The sequence below is a fragment of the Rheinheimera sp. genome (genome assembly GCF_036568245.1).
Taxonomy (GTDB): Bacteria; Pseudomonadota; Gammaproteobacteria; order Enterobacterales; family Alteromonadaceae; genus Alishewanella.
This window is the reverse complement of record NZ_DATCSY010000206.1, coordinates 18,027-38,291: the sequence shown is the minus strand read 5'-3', so window position 1 is coordinate 38,291 and position 20,265 is coordinate 18,027. Positions and strand designations below refer to the sequence as shown.

Genomic DNA, 20,265 nt, shown 5'->3' with positions numbered 1-20,265 from the left:
GGGGGTAAATCAAGTTTGATAGAACGGGCTGCAGGGCCTTCGCCTATCATAATATCCAGCTGATAATCTTCCATTGCCGGGTACAGAATTTCCTCTACCACCGGGCTTAAACGATGTATTTCGTCAATAAATAGTACATCGTTCGGTTCAAGATTCGTCAGTAGTGCAGCTAAGTCTCCGGCTTTTTCCAATACCGGACCTGAGGTGGTTTTTATATTCACGCCCATTTCGTTAGCCACTATCATCGCCAGCGTAGTTTTACCCAGGCCTGGCGGGCCGAAAATCAGCAAATGATCCAACGGATCACCACGGCCACGGGCGGCTTCGATAAAAATGGCCATCTGCTGACAAACATGTTGCTGACCAGTGTAGTCAGCCAGCGTTTTCGGCCGGATAGCGCGATCTATCACTTCATCTTCGCGCGTGGCAGCAGTTTGAATTAAACGATCGGCTTCTATCATCTTTACATCATGCTCCGCAGTGCTGCTTTGATCAGCTGTTCACTGCTCATGTCATTTTGCTTCACTTTCTGCACCGCTTTATCTGCCTGTACCTGACTGTATCCCAGAGACACCAGCGCGCCAATGGCGTCCTGCTCCGCGCTCTCCAACGGGCTGAATATGGCTTCATCACCCTGCAGCATCAGCGTATCTGTCACCGGGGTATTAGGCGCTATACCCCAGTCTTTTAACCGATCGCGCATTTCGACCACCAGACGCTCGGCGGTTTTTTTGCCGACACCGGGTAACTTCACCAGTGTGCTGACATCGTCCAGCTGCACACAACGGACAAATTGCTGCGCTGTCATGCCAGACAGAATTGTCAGCGCCAGCTTAGGGCCAACGCCATTGGCTTTAATCAATTGCCGGAACAGCGCACGCTCATTTGGATTGACGAAGCCGTATAACAGTTGTGCATCCTCGCGCACCACAAAATGCGTATAAATAGTGGCTTCTTCGCCCGCGGCGGGCAGTTGATAGAAACTGGTTAGCGGCAATTGTACTTCGTAGCCAACACCGGCTACTTCGATCAATAAATCCGGTGCCTGCTTTTCCAGCAGGATACCGCGTAAACGTCCGATCATAAAATCTGCTTATTTAGTTAGACGGTTTCAGGATCAGCTCTAACGTAAGCGTCCGCGCACTGTCTTGCGCGCTTGGCCTGCCAGACTGACTAAACTTTGCTGAGTATGCCCATGACATAACGCAACTGCAAGGGCATCGGCGGCATCGGCCTGAGGGTTAGCCGGTAGTTTAAGTAAGGTGCGCACCATATGTTGCACCTGAGCTTTGTCGGCAGCGCCGGTGCCAACTACAGACTGTTTAACCTGGCGGGCGGAATATTCGAACACTTCGAGCCCGGCATGTTTGGCAGCAACGATCGCCGCACCGCGAGCCTGCCCCAGTTTTAGCGCCGAATCGGCGTTGCGCGCCATAAACACCTGCTCGATGGCGAAAATGGTCGGCCGGGTTTGAACAATTATTTCACTGACACCATTAAAGATGTCCAGCAGCCGCTCAGGTAATAAATCATCCGGGTTTAACCGGATACAGCCGCTGGCAACGTATTCGAACTTCATACCGCTCTGACGTACAACACCGTAGCCCGTTAACCGGCTGCCGGGATCGATGCCGAGAATAACGTTCACGCTCAGCTGTGCTCAGCCATCAGCTCATCACTGATATCGGCGTTATGGTAAACGTTTTGTACATCGTCACAGTCTTCCAGCTGATCGATCATTTTAAAAAACGCAGCAACATGATCTGCATCCACCTCTGCCCGGGTTGCCGGCACCAGTGTAACTTCACCGCTGTCGGCGACAAAGCCGGCGGCACTTAACGCTTCTTTAACGTCAGTGAAGCTGTCTGCAGTGGTAAGCACTTCAATACTGCCATCATCATCTGTCACCACATCTTCAGCACCTGCTTCCAGTGCAGCTTCCATTAGTGCGTCTTCATCAGCACCGGGGGCATACACCAGCACGCCACGGCGGGTAAACAGATACGCTACTGAGCCTGAAGTACCAAGACTGCCACCGGCTTTGGTAAACGCATGGCGCACATCGGCCACTGTACGTTTATGGTTATCCGTCATCGTTTCGACTATCACGGCGACACCGTTCGGGCCATAGCCCTCGTACACCAGCTCTTCGTAGTTTTCACCGTCATTCGCACCGGCTCCGCGCTTAATGGCACGATCTATGGTGTCGCGGGTCATATTTTCCGACAGCGCTTTGTCTACAGCTAAGCGCAAACGCGGGTTAGCCGTCACATCAGGATTTAACCTGGCAGCAACTGTCAGCTCACGGATAATTTTGGTGAAAATTTTATTCTTTTTCGCATCCTGACGGGCTTTGCGATGCTTCATGTTCGCCCATTTACTATGGCCGGCCATCAGTTACTCCTTAGTTGTGGCAGCAAAGCTGCTGCCACGGTATTGCAGATAACACAGACGAGATTAAATTTATTGTGGCTTAGCTACCACACTGATGCCAAGCTCTGCCAGTTGAGCCGGATTAGCCGCACCCGGTGCATCAGTTAATGGACAGGCTGCAGTAGCCGTTTTCGGGAACGCCATCACATCACGGATAGACGTTGCGCCGGTCATCAGCATCACTAGACGGTCCAGACCAAAAGCTAAACCTGCATGTGGTGGTGCACCGTACTTTAACGCCTCTAACAGGAAGCCGAATTTCTCAGCCGCTTCTTCATCACTAATGCCCAGCAAGGTAAACACCTTGGCCTGCACATCGGCGGTATGAATACGCACCGAACCGCCACCTAACTCTGTGCCGTTTAGTACCATATCATAGGCATTAGACAACAGCTCACCCAGTTTAAGCTCGTTGTTGGCGGTATTTAAGAATGCCGCCGTATCCAGTGGAGAGGTAAAAGGGTGATGTACAGCTGAGAAACTGCCATCATCGTTTTCTTCAAACATCGGGAAGTCCACAACCCAAAGTGGCTTCCAGCCCGCTTGGGTAATGCCTAAATCTTCACCCAGCTTTAAGCGCAGCGCCCCCATGGCCTCACACACTACTTTGTAGCTGTCTGCACCGAAGAAAATCAAATCGCCGTTCTGTGCGTCAGTACGGCTGATAATGCCGCTGATAATCTCTGGTGTTAAGAACTTCGCTACCGGTGATTGCACGCCGTCTGCGCCAGCAGCAACATCGTTGACTTTCATCCATGCCAGACCTTTGGCACCGTAGATGCCAACAAAGCTGGTGTAATTATCAATATCTTTGCGTGACACTTTCTCAGCGGCACCCGGCACTTTCAGCGCCACAACCCGGCCTTTGGCATCATTTGCCGGGCCAGAGAAGACTTTAAATTCAACGTCTTTTAATAAATCGGCAACGTCAACAAATTGCATCGGGTTACGCAGGTCCGGCTTATCTGAGCCATATAAACGCATTGCTTCCCAATACTGCATACGTGGGAATTGGCCTAAGTCTACCCCCAGCAACTCGTTAAACATCTGATGTACCATCTTTTCAGTCACTTCAATGACCTGCTCAGATGTCATAAACGAGGTTTCAATATCAATTTGGGTAAATTCAGGCTGACGGTCAGCACGTAAATCTTCATCACGGAAACATTTTACGATCTGGTAGTAGCGATCCAGACCAGACATCATTAGCAGCTGTTTAAACAGTTGCGGTGATTGTGGCAGCGCAAAAAACTGGCCTTTGTGGGTACGGCTTGGTACCAAATAATCGCGCGCACCTTCTGGCGTGGCTTTAGTCAGAATGGGCGTTTCTACATCCATAAAGCCGTGGCTGTCCATGAAGTTACGTACAAAGCTGGTGACCTTAGCGCGGAATTTCAGCCGTTCCGTCATCATCGGCCGGCGTAAATCCAGGTAGCGGTATTTCAGGCGCTGCTCTTCGCTGTTATTCTGGTTTGAATCCAGCGGCAGCGGTGCGGCTTTGTTCAGAATAACCAGCTCGCTGGCATATACTTCCACTTCACCGGTGGCCATATCTTTATTAATTTGCGAATCAGGACGCGCCCGGACCTGGCCTTTAATCTGAATACAGAATTCATTACGCAGCGTGTAAGCAACATCAAACAGGTCTTTTAAATCCGGGTCACACACCACCTGCACCATACCTTCGCGGTCACGCAGGTCTAAAAATATTAATCCACCCAGATCGCGGCGACGATTCACCCAGCCGCATAAAGACACTTGTTGCCCAACATGTTGTGCAGTTAACAAACCGCAATAATGGCTACGCATTAAACCTTCCTTCTACCTTGCTAATCAGCGGCACTAAAATGACGGCTAATTATATAGAATTGACGCTTAATGTCACTGCCCGCTTACGAAATCACTACCTTGGAAAAACAGTACTGATTTTTACCCTGCTGTTTAACGCGGTACATCAAACTGTCAGCCACTCTGAGTAAGCGTGCGCAGTTAGTGCCATCGTCCGGATACACGGCGATGCCAATACTGGCGCCAACCTGTACTTCACCGACGGATAACGCCACCGGCTCAGCTAACTGATGCAGAATTTTTTCCGCGACGATGGCCGCGTCATCCCGGCTTAGCAAACCGGTCAGCAAAATAACAAACTCATCGCCGCCAAAGCGGGCCACGGTATCACTTTTACGTATAGCAGTGCCCAAAATGGCAGCAAGTTTCTGCAATAGTTCATCACCGACTTCATGACCATACTGGTCATTGACTTCTTTAAAGCCATCGAGGTCAATAAATAACAACGCCAGAATTTCATTGTGTCGGGCATGTTGCAGCAGCGCCTGTTCTATCCGCTCTTTAATCAAAGAGCGGTTAGGGATCTGAGTCAGATCATCATGCGTCGCCATAAACCGCATTTTTTGCTCAGCCTGACGGCGCAGCGACACTTCACGGCGCAGCGATAAATTCCAAATCACGACAAATGTCAGCAACAACGTGACGACACCGCCAATCTGCCACATCCTTTGCCTGAACTGAGCCTGATTAATCCCCTGCGTCACCTGAAAGCTGAACCAATTCTGATATAACTGCTGACGCTCTTCTTTACCTATGCTGCGCAGGCCCTTATTCAGCATAACCACCAGAGGCGCATAGTCTTCCCGTACAGCGATAAGAGATGGGTATGTTGGTAAATCTTCGAGGATTTGTATCCGTAGATACAGATATCCTGCCTGGCGCACCATTTCACTGGACGCCTCAACTGAATCCACTACATAGTCGACATTACCCTGCTGTAATAACTCCAGCCCGTCACGCAGCGAATTAACCGGTACAACCTGAATTTGTGGGTAAGTATCATTTAAGTGCCTCGCCAGCTTATAGTCTTTGTAAATGGCCACCCTCATTCCATTTAACTCACTGGTGCTCACCACCATACCGGTGTCATGTGGCCCGATAACAGCCCATTGTGTCGACCAGAATTCGTCAGTAAAGCGGGCATAGCTACGCCTTTCCTCCTGCTCTGACACATTAGCTATCAGATCAATCTCCTTACGCTCTAACGCCTGCAGCATCTCATTGAAGTTACTGTAAATCTGAATATTAAAATCAACCTTTAACCGCTCAGATAACAGGTTAAACATATCAACGGTAACACCGGCAGGATTACCAGCATCATCGACAAACTCCATCGGCGGCCAGTCATCCAGCATGCCAACTCGCAACGCCGGGTGCGACTTCAGCCAGTTGAGTTCAGTTTCAGTCAGCGGTATTTGTTTACGGAACTGCGGGAAATACCACAGGTCAGGTTGTACAACCCATTTTTTCTCTGTTTCAATCAGCCAATCCAGTGTGAAGTTTGAAAAGCCCTGACGGATCTTCTCCGCCAACTCAGGGTGATCTGAATGCACCAGAGTATAAATAGGAGCAAACACAACAGTATCCTGCTGTGCTACAAATATATCCCCCTGGTTAAGCTGCTGCAATCGCAATGGCATGACAGCAGAAGCGCCGAAGAAACCGGCTAATTCACCGTTAAGCGTCGCGTTAACCATATCAGGTAGCTGACGGTAACGTATAAATTCCGCTTTCGGGTAGCGCCGGCGCAACTCCGCTTGATAAGGCGCATTGCCAAACAGGCCAATTTTAATCTCGGATGTTGCCGATAAAGGCGTCTCCGCTGACTGCTTCAGCGTAAAGAAGTGTGACTTAAAACCATACAACTGGTAAGCCGTCATAATCTCTTGCGGCAAATCATTGTTGCTTGGGAAACCGACAATGGCATCAATGCGATTCTTCTGCAGATTCTGCAGGTTATTGGATGACGTATCGGGCACGAAAGTCACTTTGGCCCCTGTTTGCTCAGACCATTGCTGCCAAAGTTCAACAAATAATCCCTGCGCGTCGCCCTGCGGCGACACATGCATATACGGCTGGTTATTAACTGAAACACCAAGCAACAACGTATCTTGGTCAGCGGGAACCCCCAGCCACTTTCGCTCTAACTCATCCAGATAACTGCGGCTGAGCTGCGAAGTGGCCTGTGCCAATTGCTCAGCCAGCGTCCTGTTTGCCGGCATAAGCGCAAACGCCAGCTCCATACGGTTTAATGCAATACGCCGGTGCATCGGGAATAAACGCTTTAGTTTTACGTAGCCTTCAGTTTGCTCAGGCAGACGGTCAAGGCCGGCAAAAGCGGCAATTTCCCCATCCAGTGCAGCCTGGTACATCGCCGTAACGTTAGGAAAATATTTGAAGTTGCCTTGCGGCAAATGTTGCTTCAGCACTGCCAGATGGCCGGTGTTTTCGACCACTCCAATCATAAAAGGCTGTAAGTCTTTGATAGCATTAGCGCCGTTCAGGTCCTGCATAACATATACATTGCTAAAGGCGTCAATATTTAAATCAGTCAGCAAAAAAGTGGCGGCGCGCGCCGGCGTGCGACCGACAGCACCATGCAGGTCAACCTGGCCGGATTGCAGCAGCATCATAGTGTCGGGCCAGTTTGCGGCAACAAACTCGATCCCGATATTTTGCTGACGCCCGACTTCACGCCAGTAGTCTATAACCAGCCCGGCTATCTCACCATTATCGTCAGTAAACATATAAGGATAAGAATCGACACTTACCGCCACCTTTAATTGCTGCGGTAATGGCGCTGCGCCTGCGCCTGCTAAGCAGAGCAGAAAAACAAACAGTGATGCCAAGATAGATTTACCAATCATTATGTTATGCTTCCTGACTGCAGTACCCTTAGTTTTACGCCGCCACTTTCATAAGGTCAAGTTGCAGATGTTATATCTTGGTTGCCCGGTATGGGCCAACCCGAAATGGAAAACAAGCCTGCTAAACGCCGACGCCAAACCGGCAGATTTCCTGGCGCAGTACGCCCGTTTTTTTAATTCAGCAGAGGGTAATACCACTTTCTATGCCGACCCGTCTGAAGAAACGCTGCAGCGCTGGCGCCAGGATACACCAACACATTACCGCTTTGTATTGAAGGTACCTCAGCGCATCAGTCATGCCGATACCGGCGATTACACAGAACAATTAACCGACTGGTTAGGCCGCATGACAGCACTGGCGGACAAGCTGGCTCTGATACACTTACAATTGCCCGCCAGCGCCGGACCTTTGCAACTGCAGCGGATAAGCCAGATGGTACAACTGATTAGCCAGACCAGACGCTGCGCGCTGGAGGTACGTCATCCGGCATTTTTTGATAAAGCCAGTTATGAAATTGCGCTGCACAAGATGTTGCAACAGTTTGAAGCAGAGCGGGTTGTCATTGACAGTCGGGCGTTGTTTGCGGTAGCCCCCACTACACCGGCACTGCTGGATGCGCACGCCAAGAAACCCAGAGTACCGGTGCATGCCATCAGTTTCAGTGCCACGCCGGTACTGCGGTTTATCGGTAGTGACGATATGGCACTCAACCGTGAGTATTATCAACCGTGGCTTAAAAAAGTGCTGCAATGGCTGGATGACGGCAAAACCCCGTTTTGCTTTTTTCACACGCCGGATAACGATTTAGCCCCGCAGTTATGCCGCCAGTTCGCCCGCGATTTGAATTACCCGCATCAGTGTCTGGCAACCTGGCCCGGTGAGCAACAGTTCAGCCTGCTGTAGTGTTTGGCAGATTTGCGTTAAACTAGCGGCTATTTTTATCGCCATAGTTAACTTGCACGCCAGATAACCCTATGCAAAAAGATGATATTTTCGCCGAGCCACTGGCTCAGGTACCTGACTTCAGTTTTGATGCTCAGGTCGCCGACGTTTTCCCGGACATGATCCAGCGCTCAGTGCCCGGCTACCAGACAATTATCCAGACCATTGGTAAACTCAGCAGCCGGTTTCAGCAGGCTGACAGCAACTATTACGACTTAGGGTGTTCATTGGGCGCGGCGACGCTGGCGATGCGACGTAATATTACCGCGGCAAACAGCAACATTATTGCGGTTGATAACAGCACTGCCATGGTGGAACGCTGTGAACGGCATTTGCAGGCGTTTCGCTCTGAGGTGCCGGTACAGGTAAAACTGGCTGATATCCGCGGGCAAAGTATTGAAAACGCGGCCATAGTAGTAATTAATTTTACGCTGCAGTTTTTGCCTAAAGCCGATCGCAGCGCACTGCTGCAACGGGTTTATCAGGGCTTAAAACCGGGCGGTTTGCTGATCCTTTCAGAAAAGTTTGTCAGTGCCGACAGCATAGCAAACGACTTGCTTGTCGAGCTGCACTACGACTTTAAACGCGCCAACGGCTACAGTGAGCTGGAAATCAGCCAAAAACGCAGCGCGCTGGAAAACGTGATGAAACCCGATACCCTGGCCGAACATCAGCAGCGTTTAACTGCAGCCGGCTTTAACAGCCAGACGCTGTGGTTTCAGTGTTTTAACTTCTGCTCTATGGTTGCGATTAAATAAGGTCCGCTATGCTCGATTTCACTTCGTTTTACGCCCAACTGGCCAGCAACAAACTGCACAAATGGCTGGAATCACTACCGGCGCAGTTAGCCTGCTGGAACAAAGATGCGCTGCACGGTGATTTTAAACAGTGGCAAAAAGTCATTGCTAATTTACCCGCGACAAAAAGCAGCCTGACTGAATTAAAAAGCGCCGTGCAATTTGGTACACCAAATGACATCAGCGCCGGTGAAGCACAGCAGATCCGTTATTTGCTGCAACAGTTAAAACCCTGGCGTAAAGGGCCTTTCAGCATTCACGGCATCGATATCGATACCGAGTGGCGCTCTGATTTTAAATGGGACAGAGTACTGCCACACATCGCCCCGCTGCATAACCGTTTTGTGCTCGATGTGGGCTGTGGCAGTGGTTATCACTTGTGGCGTATGCGCGGAGAAGGTGCAGAGTTTGTTGTAGGTATTGACCCGTCACAACTGTTTTATGCCCAGTTTCAGGCGATTAAGCATTTTAACCCGGACCCGGCAGTAAACCTTATCCCGATTGGGATAGACGATATGCCAGTGCTCAAACAGTTTGATACCGTGTTTTCGATGGGGGTGCTGTACCACCGTCGCTCGCCGCTGGACTTTTTGCAGCAACTGAAAAATCAGTTACGGCCGGGTGGCGAACTGATCCTGGAAACCCTGGTGGTCGAAGGTGATGAACACACTGTGCTGGTGCCGGGAGAACGCTACGCCAAAATGCGCAATGTCTGGTTTATCCCAAGCGTAGCAGCACTAACACACTGGCTGCAACGGTTAGGCTTTAGCAATGTCCGTCTGGCGGATTTAAACCATACCAGTCTGGCGGAACAGCGCAAAACAGAGTGGATGGAAAACGAAAGTTTGATTGATTTTCTTGATGCAACTGATCATAGTAAAACCATCGAAGGCTACCCTGCCCCGCTACGGGCGGTGATTATTGCCAATAACCAGAACTAAAGAGTGGTATCAGCGTTATGCCCTATCGTCCGCGCTCAACTCTGGAACAATGGCGCATACTACAAGCCGTAGTGGACGCCGGCGGCTATGCTCAGGCAGCAGAGTTGCTGAGTAAAAGCCAGTCATCATTAAATCATGCTGTAGCTAAACTACAAACGCAGCTTGGGGTAGAGTTGCTGGAAGTTCGGGGCCGCAAAGCTTATCTGACCGAAGCCGGCGAAGTTATGCTGCGCCGCTCTCGTCTACTGACGCAACAGGTAGAAGATTTGGAGCTGCTGGCAGCAAACATTGATCAGGGCTGGGAGCCCGAAATTCGTGTCGCAGTTGAACTTGCTTACCCGCGCCGTTTTTTGAACGCTGCACTGGCCGCTTTTTACCCGCTAAGCCGCGGCAGCCGCATTCAGCTGATAGACACTGTGATTACCGGCAGCACCGAAATTATTCAGCAGAAAAAAGCAGACCTGGTCATTGCAGCCTCGGCCATCATTCCCAAAGGGTACCTCGGCGAGCCATTATGTGTTACCCGCTTTGTGCCGGTAACCGGCCGCAATAACCCATTGGCCAGCATAACCGAACTTGACCAGAACGAACTGAGCCAGCATCTGCAACTGGTTATCCGCGACACCGCACAAAAGCCGCTGGATAATGTCGGCTGGCTGCGGGCGGAACAGCGCTGGACCGTTGATAACTTCCATGAGGCCATTGAAATTCTGCAGCTTGGATTGGGGTTTTGCTGGTTGCCAGACTTTTCGGTGGAAGATGCCCTCAGCCAGGGTAGCCTGATACAACTTAATATGAAACAAAGCAGCGAGCGTATTGCTGCAATCTCACTGGTTACGCCCAAGGAAGAAACCTTAGGGCCAGGCAGTAAACAGTTACGCCAGTTAATCCTGGCAGCCCATCAGAAAAGCTGAGGCCATTATGCAACAATCAGAACTGAATCAACTTATGCAAGATGCCGCCGCCGATGCGGTATCCTATGCCAAAGAGGAACATCAACAAACGCTGGACGGCAGTATTGACAGCTTGACCGCGGTAGATAACGTGCTCAGTCAATTGCATCTGCGGGAAAAAACTAAACACCATTCCGCCGAAATGCTGTTTACGCTATCAAACATTCTGGGTGCTTATATCGGAGAGCTGTTTATTGCTCATGTTGGCGGCCATTGGCAGCACAACCAACAGGACGAAACCGCACCTTTTGTTTTCGTTCAGTTTCAGGACAAAGAATTTCCATTTGCATCAGTGTGTTATCATAAGATCACCCGCGATGACAGCATCAGTTTGCACGGCTATGTTAAACAAGCAATGGCAAATGCTATGCAGTAAGGCTTTTGTCGGCGGCGTTAAGCAGGTAAAATGCCGCCAATTTTAAGCCTTTCCACTTTCAGCCATTCGAGGATAGCCGTGAGCGAGCAGAAAACATCTTTAAGCTACAAAGACGCCGGAGTAGATATTGACGCAGGAAACGCGTTAGTAGAACGAATTAAAGGCGCCGTTAAACGCACACGTCGTCCGGAAGTTATGGGTGGTTTAGGCGGCTTTGGCGCGCTGTGCCAAATTCCGGCCGGCTACAAAGAACCGGTACTGGTGTCAGGTACCGACGGTGTTGGCACTAAGCTACGCTTAGCAATGGATCTGAAACGTCATGATGGTGTGGGTATCGATCTGGTCGCCATGTGCGTAAACGACTTAGTGGTACAAGGTGCTGAGCCTCTGTTTTTCCTGGATTATTACGCCACCGGTAAACTGGATGTCGACACCGCTTCAGCTGTTGTCAATGGCATCGCCGAAGGCTGTTACCAGTCAGGGTGTTCGCTGGTTGGCGGTGAAACCGCTGAAATGCCAGGCATGTACCACGGTGAAGACTACGATATCGCCGGTTTCTGTGTCGGTGTGGTAGAAAAAGCAGACATTATTGATGGTAGTAAAGTGCAGCCGGGCGATCAGCTGATTGCACTGGCATCATCCGGCCCGCATTCGAACGGTTTTTCGTTGATCCGTAAAGTATTAGAAGTTAGCGGCCAGAGCCCTGACACCCTGCTCGAAGGCAAGTCAATAGCTGACCACCTGTTGGAGCCAACCCGCATTTATGTGAAAAATTTGCTGGACCTGTTCAAACAAACCCCGGTGCATGCACTTTGCCATATTACCGGCGGTGGTTTCTGGGAAAATATTCCCCGCGTGCTGCCAGAAAATACCAAAGCCGTTATCGATGGTACCAGCTGGCAGTGGCCAGCGATTTTCAACTGGTTACAGCAGCAGGGTAATATCAGCCGGCACGAAATGTACCGCACCTTTAACTGCGGTGTGGGCATGATCGTGGTTGTGCCACAGGATAAACTGCAAACAGCACTGAGTCTGCTGAGCGCCGCTGGTGAAACCGCCTGGCATCTGGGCGAGATCCATGCTGCCGCTGCCGGTGACGAGTTAGTGATTATTAACGAATAAGGTCTGTCATGAAGTCTATTGTTGTACTGATTTCTGGCAGCGGCTCCAACCTGCAGGCCATTATTGATGCCTGCAGCAGTGGTTTTATCCCGGGGAAAATCAGCGCGGTTATCGCCAACAAGGCCAGTGCCTATGGTCTGGTACGCGCCAGTGATGCCGGCATTACCACTCAGGTGTTAAGCCATAAAACCTATGCCAGCCGTGATCGTTACGACGAAGCTCTGATAGATGCGATTGACCAGCACCAGCCGGATCTGGTGGTGCTGGCAGGTTTTATGCGTATTTTAACCCCGGCCTTTGTCCAACATTACGCCGGCCGCCTGCTGAATATTCACCCTTCGCTGCTACCTAAGTATCAGGGCCTGAATACCCATCAGAGGGCTATTGATGCAGGTGATACCGAGCATGGCTGTAGCGTCCATTTTGTAACCGAACAGCTCGATGGTGGGCCTGTGGTGCTGCAGGCTAAAGTGCCCTTGTTCAGCGAAGACGATGTTGCCACGCTTTCTGAACGTGTGCATGAGCAGGAACATCGAATTTATCCGCTGGTTGTGCGTTGGTTTTGCCAAAACCGTTTACAACAGCAAGCAGATCAGGCATGGTTGGACGGCAATGTTTTAGCAGCCAACGGTTACGCCAATGATGATGAAGACTAACTGGCGCTTATGGGCGCCGTTTATAGTATTAGCAACTCTGTTTTCAAACAGCCTTTACGCCGAAACACCCCAACTTAGCAGTTTTGATGCCGACTATATTGTCTATCGTGCCGGTAAAAAGCATGGTGAAGCCAACCGCTATCTGAAAATCACAGAACAAGGCTATCAGATGGGCTATAGCAGCGATATCAGCTGGATGATTTTCTCTGATGCGCGTCGCGAAACCTCTGATTTTATTATCGAAGATGGCCGCATCCTGCCACTGCGCTATACCATGCAACGCACAGGCACCGGGCCGGACCGCTACTATGAACTCAATCTTGATCGGCAACAGAAGATCCTGAGCGAAGGTAAAAGCCGTAAACCAAAGGATGTCAGTTGGCAGGATGACTGGTTGGATCAAATCAGTTATCAGCTGCAACTGGTGCTGGATTTAAAAGCCGGACAAACAGAGTTTCATTACAATGTATTGAACCGCCACGGCGACAGTAAAATGTATCATTACAAGGTGGTAGCCGAAGAAATGCTGCCACTGCCGTACGGTAATATCAAAACACTGCGGATCGCTCGCTTAGAACAAAACAGTGACAAACAGATATATGCCTGGGTAGCGCCTGAGCTTGACTACATGCTGGTACGGCTGTGGCGCGGTGAAGACAACGTTGAGCAATTCGATGTCCAGCTGCATAAACTGGACTTTACCCCCGCGATTCAGGCCAGCGGTTCACCATAGCGAAACAGCTGGCTTTCACCACTTTGCATTTGATGCCACTGCTCATTATTCGTCAGTGGCTCAGTGGCAATAATGGTCACAACATCATCCGGCGTGGTTTCGCGGCTGAAATCAATATCGACATCAACATCTGATAACCGGGCCATACCAAAAGGTGCCCTACGTGTGATCCAGTGCAGCTTGGTGCTGCAATAGGTTAATAAGTACTCACCGTCGGTCAGCAACATATTAAACACCCCCAGTTTCTGTAACGTTTTACATTGGCGCTGAATAAATTTAAATGCCGCCTTCCGGCTGGGCGGTTTGTCCGGATAACGTTTATCCAACTCACTAAGCAAGTAGCAAAACGCCCGCTCACTGTCTGTGGTGCCAACCGGCGTAAAACGCGCCACCGGCAACTGCTGATAATCGCTTAACTGGCCATTATGGGCATAAGTCCAGTAGCGTCCCCATAGTTCGCGGGTAAAGGGGTGAGTATTTTCCAGCGCAACGCGGCCGCGGTTCGCCTGTCTGACATGAGCGATAACAGCACGACTTTTAATCGGATAATCCGACACCAGTCTGGCAATCTCTGACTGATAGCTTGGTAGTGCATCTTTAAAGGTGCAGACACCTTTATTTTCATAAAACGCTACACCCCAGCCATCTTTATGTGGGCCGGTGCGGCCGCCCCTTTCTTTCAGGCCTTTAAAACTGAAACAGATATCGGTTGGCACATTTGCAGACATGCCAAGTAGTTCACACATATTACATCTTACCTTTAGCAGACATTGAGCAGGCTAAGCCCCGCCGACAGGCTATGCTTAAGCGTATAAGTTGCCGCTTACGCTGACAATCACTTTCTGCCAGCTACCGTTCAGGGCTTGCAACTTTGCGCAAAGCGTTCTACTCTAGCGGGATAGTGGTCAGACCTCTCATCGGGAGTAAAAAATGGAAATGTTAATACTATGCGTGGTGCTTGTCGCCGCCATTGCCGCCCTGGCATATAACCGCGCCAGCCTTATTATGTTTACCGCAACCATAGCAGTGATTCTGGCTGTTGGCACAGCGTTGGACGTTGTATCAACCTTAGGTTGGGTGGTGTTTTTAATATTGGCGTTGCCGCTGAATATAGCCAGCGTACGCCAACAGTACCTGACAAAGCCGCTGCTGAAACTGTACCGCAAAATTATGCCGGAAATGTCCAGTACAGAAAAAGAAGCTATCGATGCCGGTACAACCTGGTGGGAAGCCGATCTGTTTCGCGGTAACCCGGACTGGCACAAAATGCATAATTTCCCAATTCCGCGTTTAAGTGCTGAAGAGCAAGCGTTCCTTGACGGCCCGGTAGAAGAATTACTGGCCATGATGGACGACTGGCACACCACGCACGAACGTGCAGACCTTTCACCAGAGGTGTATCAGTACCTGAAAGACCATGGCTTCTTCGCCATGATCATCAAGAAACAATATGGCGGCCTGGAGTTTTCTGCCTATGCTCAGTCTTGTGTGCTGCAAAAGTTAACCAGTAAGAGCATGGTGCTATCAAGTATCGTCGGTGTACCTAACTCGTTAGGCCCGGGCGAACTGTTGCAACACTACGGCACTGATGAGCAGAAAAAACATTATTTACCGCGGCTGGCAAAAGGCTTAGAAGTGCCTTGTTTCGCGCTGACCAGCCCTGAAGCCGGATCAGATGCCGGTGCTATTCCGGATACCGGTATTATCTGTAAAGGCGAATGGGAAGGCAAAGAAGTGATAGGTATGCGCCTGACCTGGAACAAGCGTTATATCACGCTGGCGCCTATCGCAACGGTATTAGGTCTGGCATTTAAACTGTACGATCCGGAAAAACTGCTGGGCGATAAAGAAGAGCTGGGTATTACCTGTGCCCTTATCCCGGTAAGTACACCGGGCGTCAAAATCGGTCGTCGCCATTTCCCATTAAACGTACCGTTCCAGAACGGCCCGACGCAGGGTGAAAACATCTTTGTACCGCTGGATTACATTATCGGTGGTGCCAAAATGGCCGGTCAGGGCTGGCGCATGCTGGTCGAGTGTTTGTCAGTTGGCCGCGCTATTACGCTGCCATCTAACAGTACCGGCGGTATTAAAGCCGTTGCAATGGCAACCGGCGCCTATGCCCGTATTCGTCGTCAGTTCAAACTGCCTATCGGTAAAATGGAAGGCGTGGAAGAAGCGATGGCCCGTGTTGGCGGTTATGCCTATATGGCTGACGCGTCAACCTCGATGTCGGTTGGTTCTATCGATTTAGGTGAAAAGCCATCGGTTATCTCTGCCATTACCAAATACCATATGACCGAGCGTATGCGTCAGGCCATTATTGATGCGATGGACGTTCACGGCGGTAAAGGTATCTGCATGGGGCCAAATAACTATCTGGCCAGGGGTTATCAGGGTGCACCGGTTGCTATTACGGTAGAAGGCGCCAATATCTTAACCCGCAACATGATTATCTACGGTCAGGGCGCTATCCGTTGCCATCCGTATGTACTGGCTGAATTACAAGCAGCACAGCTGGATGACGAAGCGGCAGCAGTCACCGCCTTTGATAAAGCACTGTTTGGCCATATCGGCTTTGCAATCAGTAACTTCTTCCGTACGTTCTGGTTATCGCTAAGCGGAGGCGTATTCAGCTCTGCACCTTATAGCGATGCCACAGCGAAGTACTATAAACAGATGAACCGCTTCAGCGCTGCTTTAGCCCTGATGTCGGATGTCGCAATGGGAACCCTGGGTGGTGATTTAAAACGCCGCGAACGTATTTCAGCCCGTCTGGGTGACATCTTAAGTATGTTGTACCTGACATCAGCAGTGTTAAAACGTTTTAATGATGAAGGCCGTAAAGCCGACGATTTGCCACTGGTGCAATGGTGCTGTGAAGACAACCTGGCCAAAGCCCAGCTGGCTTTGGACGAACTGTTTGATAACTTCCCGAACCGTATCGTGGGCACAGTGTTAAAACGCGTTGTGTTCCCATGGGGCCGTACCCTGCGTAAAGCCTCTGATGTGACCGAGCATAAAGTTGCCCGTATCATGCAAACGCCAGGTGAAGCCCGCTCACGCCTTGGTCATCATTTGTACCTGAAAAACGAGCCGCTGAATCAGCTGGGCAGAATGGAGCAGGCGTTAAAAGACGTACTGGCTGCCGAACCTGTGTTTGACAAAGTCAGTCATGCTGCCGGTAAACGCTTGCCGTTCTACCGCCTGAATGAAGTGGCCGATTTAGGTCTGGAATTAAAAGTCATCAGCGAAGCAGAAGCGAAGCTGCTGCGTGACGCTGAGCAAGGCCGGCTGTTCGCCATCAATGTAGACGACTTTGAGCCAGAGTATCTGGCAGCTGATAAAACCCTGACGCAGCAAGGCGCGGGGGCAGTAGAGAAAGACAAAAAAGATAAAGCAGCCTGATCTCTCGCTGCTAACAAAACGCCGGCTTAATAGCCGGCGTTTTTATTGTGGGTAACAATGTTTGTGTTAATCGAAGTTTACCTGCAGCTCTGCAGAGCAGCTGCCGGTAGCCGGCTGACAAATTTTATACGTGAATGACACCGCATCCGAGCGGAAGCTGTCATTAATTAAGCCTGAGCGATTCAGCGGCTTAATTTGTTCATTGTCACGGTACAGCATTAACCCACTGCCCTCACCCGACCAGCGCAGCTGCGTCAGCTTCATGCCAAAACGGGCACTGACAGTACGCTGTAATTGCAGGCTGACATCCAGCTCAGGTATCGCAGCAGGCAGGTCAAATGCCACTACGACCGGATCATGATCTGACGAACGGTAAGCGTCGGCGGCGTAGTAATCAACCAGATGCTGTTCAGACTTGCTCTCAGTGTTGTAATCCAGCACTATCGGCTCGTCAGCATTAATATTCCACTTGGTGGCATCAGCCAGATGCTGCAACGCTACATCGTTAAGCAGTGCATGGTCGAGTGAACCAGACATACCAGAGAACACATAACCGTGACCCGGTTCTTTACCCAGGGCTTCAAACACATTGATATAGCCTGCCTGCGCCAGCGTCATAATAGGATCTTCTTTAGCATAGGCATTCAGATCGCCTATCACTAACGCCGGAACTTCCGCAAAATGCTCAGCCGCAAACAACCCTATAGCCTGTGCCGCACGGGTACGTGCTAAGTTGCACTGGCCCTGGCCATCACCGTTATCGCCGTCTGCACTGCCACAGCCTGAGCCTTTCGATTTCAGGTGATTAACCATCACAGCAAATTCAGCATCGTTTTCCAGTAAGCGGAAACGCTGCGCCAGCATAGGCCGGTTACGGCTATCATCAAACAATGCTACACCCTGGTCATCCAGTGCTGAATTGGCTGAGTTCAGTATCAGTAGCTCTGCAGCAGGTACTACAAGGTCACTGCGGTAAATCAGGCCAACCGCAATTTTATCGCTGCCAACCGGGCCACCGGCATTAATATACTGCCAGCTGTCATTGCCTGTAGCCGTGCGCAAGCCGCTGACTAAATCAGCAATGGCAGAGGTACTGCCAAAACCATCGTTCTCGATTTCCATTAAGCCGATAACGCTGGCATCAAGTGCAGTCATCGCCGCAAGAATTTTCGCCCGTTGCCGTTCAAACTCCAGTGCAGTATTCGCACCACGGGCTGTCGGGAAACCACCGCCTGTGCCATCACCGTTAAAGTAGTTCAGCACGTTAAAGCTGGCAACTTTCACATTGCCGTCTGCGGCCAGCTCTGGTGCCGCCGAGCGTGGGTTGCTCTGAACAAAGCTGGGTGCCACTGTCGGCATTACGCGGTATTCATTGAAGCTGTAATGTACAGTTCCTGTCAGTCCCGTTACGGTATCGCCACTACGTACTGTATTAAATGCCGATAAACCACCGGTTGGGTATGGTACTGTTGCCGGGTTCTGTTGTGTGCTGGCATCGTCAATTAAGATCTTGTTCAGTGCGTGCTGGGCGTCCAGCGCAATCGCCTCTGCCCCCGGCATCACCACTTGAGTGGGTGTGTAACGACGGCCGTTTGATAAGGTAAGCTCACCGTAGCGGCCCAGTGTGTAAGTATCATTTACTGTCAATGGCTGGCTAAAACGCACCAGCATGCCTTCCGCCGCTTCCAGCTCTGCCAAACTGGCAACCGGCAAGCTCATTTCCACCGGCTCTGGTAACGCACTGCTGCCACAATCAAGCGTGGCAGTAATATCAGCCAGCTGTGTCTGGGTGAAGTATTCACCCACAGTACCTTGCAGGCGTACGCGCTGACCAACATCAACAGTAAGCGCGCTGTTATTCAGATAGACAAACACGCCTTCTGAGGTTGCGGTATCGCTATCCTGCTCGGCAGCCACTGCCTGCACGGTATAGCCCTTCAGGCCCGGCAGGGTTTGTGTTACCACGGCCTCTATCTGCACCACCTGGCCCACTAACGGGCTGGCACTGCCGGCACCCTGAATAGCTGAAATGGCAGTAGCTGGCTCACCACAATTTAATATCGGTTCAGGATCCGGATCCGGGTCGCCCGGGTTGCCGCCTTCACCATTAAATAAACCAATATCGTCAAAGCTGTTGGTGGCAAAAACGTCCCACTCAATCGCAGGGTCAAATACATCGCCACTGTTAGTATCATAAGACACGGCTTTGCGTCGCAAGGTGCGGTCTATTGTCGTAACATCACCGCTTGTCCAGGCTGAACCCGGATCAAAACCGACCTGACCGAATGAATCGATAACCACATCATTTTTGGTCAGCATTATGGCATCATCGCCATTCCACAGGCTTTGGCCTGAGGTCTGATTGGCTAACGCGACCAACTCAGCCACGGCAGCACTGGCGGCATAAACAAAAGTACTTTTTGCAGCAACGCTGCCTTGCAGATTAATGCTGGTACCAACATCGGTTCTGCCATTGAAGTACACTTTAATCGCATAGCCATCAAGTGAAATGGTCTGCTCTGTCGGGTTGTACAGCTCCAGCGCTTTATTATTGCCGGAACCTTCAACATATTCTGAAATAAACAGCTCGGCATTCACTGCCGGCGCCAGTAACATGGCGATAGTTGCTGATAATGTCCTGATTTTCATGTTTTCTCCCTGATTTATTATTAAGGACATGCGAATATAAAACGCTTTTATGGCAGAATCATTAACTTTAACGAAATAACCTTGGCGATTTTTTTACATCAAATTGTCAGTAAATTTTACTCAACTTCAAAGCGACGACAGCGTAAGCTCTAACCCACAAAAACAGCCGTAAAGACATCTAAATTTTCAACTGCTACTTCCATCCACGTAGTGGATCAGGTTTACTAAAGCCCGCCCTTACTAACGGAGAAAACCGATGTTCAAAGTAAACCAGTATTTTGACGGCAAAGTTGCCTCTATCGCCTTTGCCGGTGAACAGCTACCCGCCACTGTCGGTGTGATGGCACCGGGCGAGTACGAATTTGGCACCAGCCAGCACGAAGTCATGACAGTGATAAGCGGCGCACTCACTGTACTGCTGCCCGGCAGCAATGGCTGGCAAACCTTTAGCCGTAATCAGCAATTTGAAGTACCGGCCAACAGCAAGTTTCAGTTGCAGGTGGCAGTAGATACCGCGTACCTTTGCACCTACGCCTGAT

General features: G+C 50.5%; 18 protein-coding genes. 10 read left to right on the top strand and 8 right to left on the bottom strand.

The features are described from left to right. The 6 genes from VIN66_RS09525 to VIN66_RS09500 all read right to left on the bottom strand — a co-directional run. Window positions 1–461 (bottom strand): AAA family ATPase (locus VIN66_RS09525; RefSeq protein WP_331923762.1); only part of this gene is annotated, 461 nt, incomplete at its 3' end. A 2-nt stretch (window positions 462–463) separates the two neighbouring features. After that, a complete protein-coding gene (ruvA, locus tag VIN66_RS09520; protein ID WP_331923761.1) occupies window positions 464–1,084 on the bottom strand; it encodes a Holliday junction branch migration protein RuvA in 621 nt (206 codons plus the stop codon). 39 nt (window positions 1,085–1,123) lie between these two features. After that, a complete protein-coding gene (gene ruvC / locus VIN66_RS09515) occupies window positions 1,124–1,648 on the bottom strand; it encodes a crossover junction endodeoxyribonuclease RuvC (RefSeq protein ID WP_331923760.1) in 525 nt (174 codons plus the stop codon). Window positions 1,649–1,650: 2 nt separating this feature from the next. Then, window positions 1,651–2,394, bottom strand: coding sequence for a YebC/PmpR family DNA-binding transcriptional regulator (locus VIN66_RS09510; protein ID WP_331923759.1), 744 nt, complete (start codon window positions 2,392–2,394; stop codon window positions 1,651–1,653). Between the two features lie 69 nt (window positions 2,395–2,463). Beyond that, on the bottom strand, window positions 2,464–4,242 hold the full coding sequence (gene aspS, locus VIN66_RS09505; protein ID WP_331923758.1) for an aspartate--tRNA ligase: 1,779 nt from the start codon (window positions 4,240–4,242) through the stop codon (window positions 2,464–2,466). 83 nt (window positions 4,243–4,325) lie between these two features. Then, on the bottom strand, window positions 4,326–7,148 hold the full coding sequence (locus VIN66_RS09500) for a transporter substrate-binding domain-containing protein (RefSeq protein ID WP_331923757.1): 2,823 nt from the start codon (window positions 7,146–7,148) through the stop codon (window positions 4,326–4,328). 67 nt (window positions 7,149–7,215) lie between these two features. On the opposite strand from VIN66_RS09500, the gene VIN66_RS09495 reads away from it, so the two are divergent. The 8 genes from VIN66_RS09495 (at window position 7,216) to VIN66_RS09460 (ending at window position 13,669) form a co-directional block, all read left to right on the top strand. Next, complete coding sequence (locus tag VIN66_RS09495; protein WP_331923756.1) at window positions 7,216–8,052, top strand: DUF72 domain-containing protein; 837 nt, start codon at window positions 7,216–7,218, stop codon at window positions 8,050–8,052. Between the two features lie 71 nt (window positions 8,053–8,123). Next, window positions 8,124–8,849 carry a carboxy-S-adenosyl-L-methionine synthase CmoA gene (gene cmoA / locus VIN66_RS09490; RefSeq protein ID WP_331923755.1) on the top strand — a complete coding sequence of 242 codons (726 nt, stop codon included), beginning with the start codon at window positions 8,124–8,126 and terminating at the stop codon, window positions 8,847–8,849. Between the two features lie 8 nt (window positions 8,850–8,857). Further along, window positions 8,858–9,829 (top strand): tRNA 5-methoxyuridine(34)/uridine 5-oxyacetic acid(34) synthase CmoB, encoded by a 972-nt coding sequence (cmoB, locus tag VIN66_RS09485; protein WP_331923754.1) that lies wholly within the window; start codon window positions 8,858–8,860, stop codon window positions 9,827–9,829. Window positions 9,830–9,846: 17 nt separating this feature from the next. After that, entirely contained in the window at window positions 9,847–10,743 is an 897-nt protein-coding gene (locus VIN66_RS09480) for a LysR family transcriptional regulator (RefSeq protein WP_331923753.1), read from the top strand. 7 nt (window positions 10,744–10,750) lie between these two features. Beyond that, the gene (locus tag VIN66_RS09475; protein WP_331923752.1) at window positions 10,751–11,158 is read left to right on the top strand and encodes a hypothetical protein; all 408 of its coding nucleotides are present in this window, start codon (window positions 10,751–10,753) and stop codon (window positions 11,156–11,158) included. A 30-nt stretch (window positions 11,159–11,188) separates the two neighbouring features. Further along, on the top strand, window positions 11,189–12,280 hold the full coding sequence (gene purM, locus VIN66_RS09470; RefSeq protein WP_414709889.1) for a phosphoribosylformylglycinamidine cyclo-ligase: 1,092 nt from the start codon (window positions 11,189–11,191) through the stop codon (window positions 12,278–12,280). An 8-nt stretch (window positions 12,281–12,288) separates the two neighbouring features. Next, window positions 12,289–12,936 carry a phosphoribosylglycinamide formyltransferase gene (purN, locus tag VIN66_RS09465; protein WP_331923750.1) on the top strand — a complete coding sequence of 216 codons (648 nt, stop codon included), beginning with the start codon at window positions 12,289–12,291 and terminating at the stop codon, window positions 12,934–12,936. Further along, entirely contained in the window at window positions 12,920–13,669 is a 750-nt protein-coding gene (locus tag VIN66_RS09460) for a DUF3108 domain-containing protein (RefSeq protein WP_331923749.1), read from the top strand. The genes purN and VIN66_RS09460 overlap by 17 nt, the downstream gene beginning before the upstream one ends. Here VIN66_RS09460 and VIN66_RS09455 read toward each other — a convergent pair. Then, on the bottom strand, window positions 13,648–14,415 hold the full coding sequence (locus VIN66_RS09455; protein ID WP_331923748.1) for a class II glutamine amidotransferase: 768 nt from the start codon (window positions 14,413–14,415) through the stop codon (window positions 13,648–13,650). The genes VIN66_RS09460 and VIN66_RS09455 overlap by 22 nt on opposite strands. A gap of 184 nt (window positions 14,416–14,599) precedes the next feature. Here VIN66_RS09455 and fadE point away from each other — a divergent pair, with 184 nt between their 5' ends. Continuing rightward, complete coding sequence (fadE, locus tag VIN66_RS09450) at window positions 14,600–17,077, top strand: acyl-CoA dehydrogenase FadE (protein WP_331923747.1); 2,478 nt, start codon at window positions 14,600–14,602, stop codon at window positions 17,075–17,077. A 66-nt stretch (window positions 17,078–17,143) separates the two neighbouring features. Here fadE and VIN66_RS09445 read toward each other — a convergent pair whose 3' ends face one another. After that, window positions 17,144–19,726: an ExeM/NucH family extracellular endonuclease gene (locus VIN66_RS09445; protein WP_331923746.1), complete on the bottom strand. Its 2,583-nt coding sequence runs from the start codon at window positions 19,724–19,726 to the stop codon at window positions 17,144–17,146. Between the two features lie 256 nt (window positions 19,727–19,982). Here VIN66_RS09445 and VIN66_RS09440 point away from each other — a divergent pair, with 256 nt between their 5' ends. Further along, window positions 19,983–20,264: a pyrimidine/purine nucleoside phosphorylase gene (locus VIN66_RS09440; protein WP_134056460.1), complete on the top strand. Its 282-nt coding sequence runs from the start codon at window positions 19,983–19,985 to the stop codon at window positions 20,262–20,264. Window position 20,265: the final 1 nt, after the last annotated feature.

Bases quoted from the DNA above. Each gene is read 5' to 3' on its own strand.
- ruvA (WP_331923761.1), bottom strand. From the start codon at position 1,084: ATGATCGGACGTTTACGCGGTATCCTGCTGGAAAAGCAGGCACCGGAT.
- VIN66_RS09510 (WP_331923759.1), bottom strand. From the start codon at position 2,394: ATGGCCGGCCATAGTAAATGGGCGAACATGAAGCATCGCAAAGCCCGT.
- aspS (WP_331923758.1), bottom strand. From the start codon at position 4,242: ATGCGTAGCCATTATTGCGGTTTGTTAACTGCACAACATGTTGGGCAA.
- VIN66_RS09500 (WP_331923757.1), bottom strand. From the start codon at position 7,148: ATGATTGGTAAATCTATCTTGGCATCACTGTTTGTTTTTCTGCTCTGC.
- VIN66_RS09495 (WP_331923756.1), top strand. From the start codon at position 7,216: ATGTTATATCTTGGTTGCCCGGTATGGGCCAACCCGAAATGGAAAACA.
- cmoA (WP_331923755.1), top strand. From the start codon at position 8,124: ATGCAAAAAGATGATATTTTCGCCGAGCCACTGGCTCAGGTACCTGAC.
- cmoB (WP_331923754.1), top strand. From the start codon at position 8,858: ATGCTCGATTTCACTTCGTTTTACGCCCAACTGGCCAGCAACAAACTG.
- VIN66_RS09480 (WP_331923753.1), top strand. From the start codon at position 9,847: ATGCCCTATCGTCCGCGCTCAACTCTGGAACAATGGCGCATACTACAA.
- VIN66_RS09475 (WP_331923752.1), top strand. From the start codon at position 10,751: ATGCAACAATCAGAACTGAATCAACTTATGCAAGATGCCGCCGCCGAT.
- purM (WP_414709889.1), top strand. From the start codon at position 11,189: ATGCCGCCAATTTTAAGCCTTTCCACTTTCAGCCATTCGAGGATAGCC.
- purN (WP_331923750.1), top strand. From the start codon at position 12,289: ATGAAGTCTATTGTTGTACTGATTTCTGGCAGCGGCTCCAACCTGCAG.
- VIN66_RS09460 (WP_331923749.1), top strand. From the start codon at position 12,920: ATGATGATGAAGACTAACTGGCGCTTATGGGCGCCGTTTATAGTATTA.
- VIN66_RS09455 (WP_331923748.1), bottom strand. From the start codon at position 14,415: ATGTGTGAACTACTTGGCATGTCTGCAAATGTGCCAACCGATATCTGT.
- fadE (WP_331923747.1), top strand. From the start codon at position 14,600: ATGGAAATGTTAATACTATGCGTGGTGCTTGTCGCCGCCATTGCCGCC.
- VIN66_RS09445 (WP_331923746.1), bottom strand. From the start codon at position 19,726: ATGAAAATCAGGACATTATCAGCAACTATCGCCATGTTACTGGCGCCG.
- VIN66_RS09440 (WP_134056460.1), top strand. From the start codon at position 19,983: ATGTTCAAAGTAAACCAGTATTTTGACGGCAAAGTTGCCTCTATCGCC.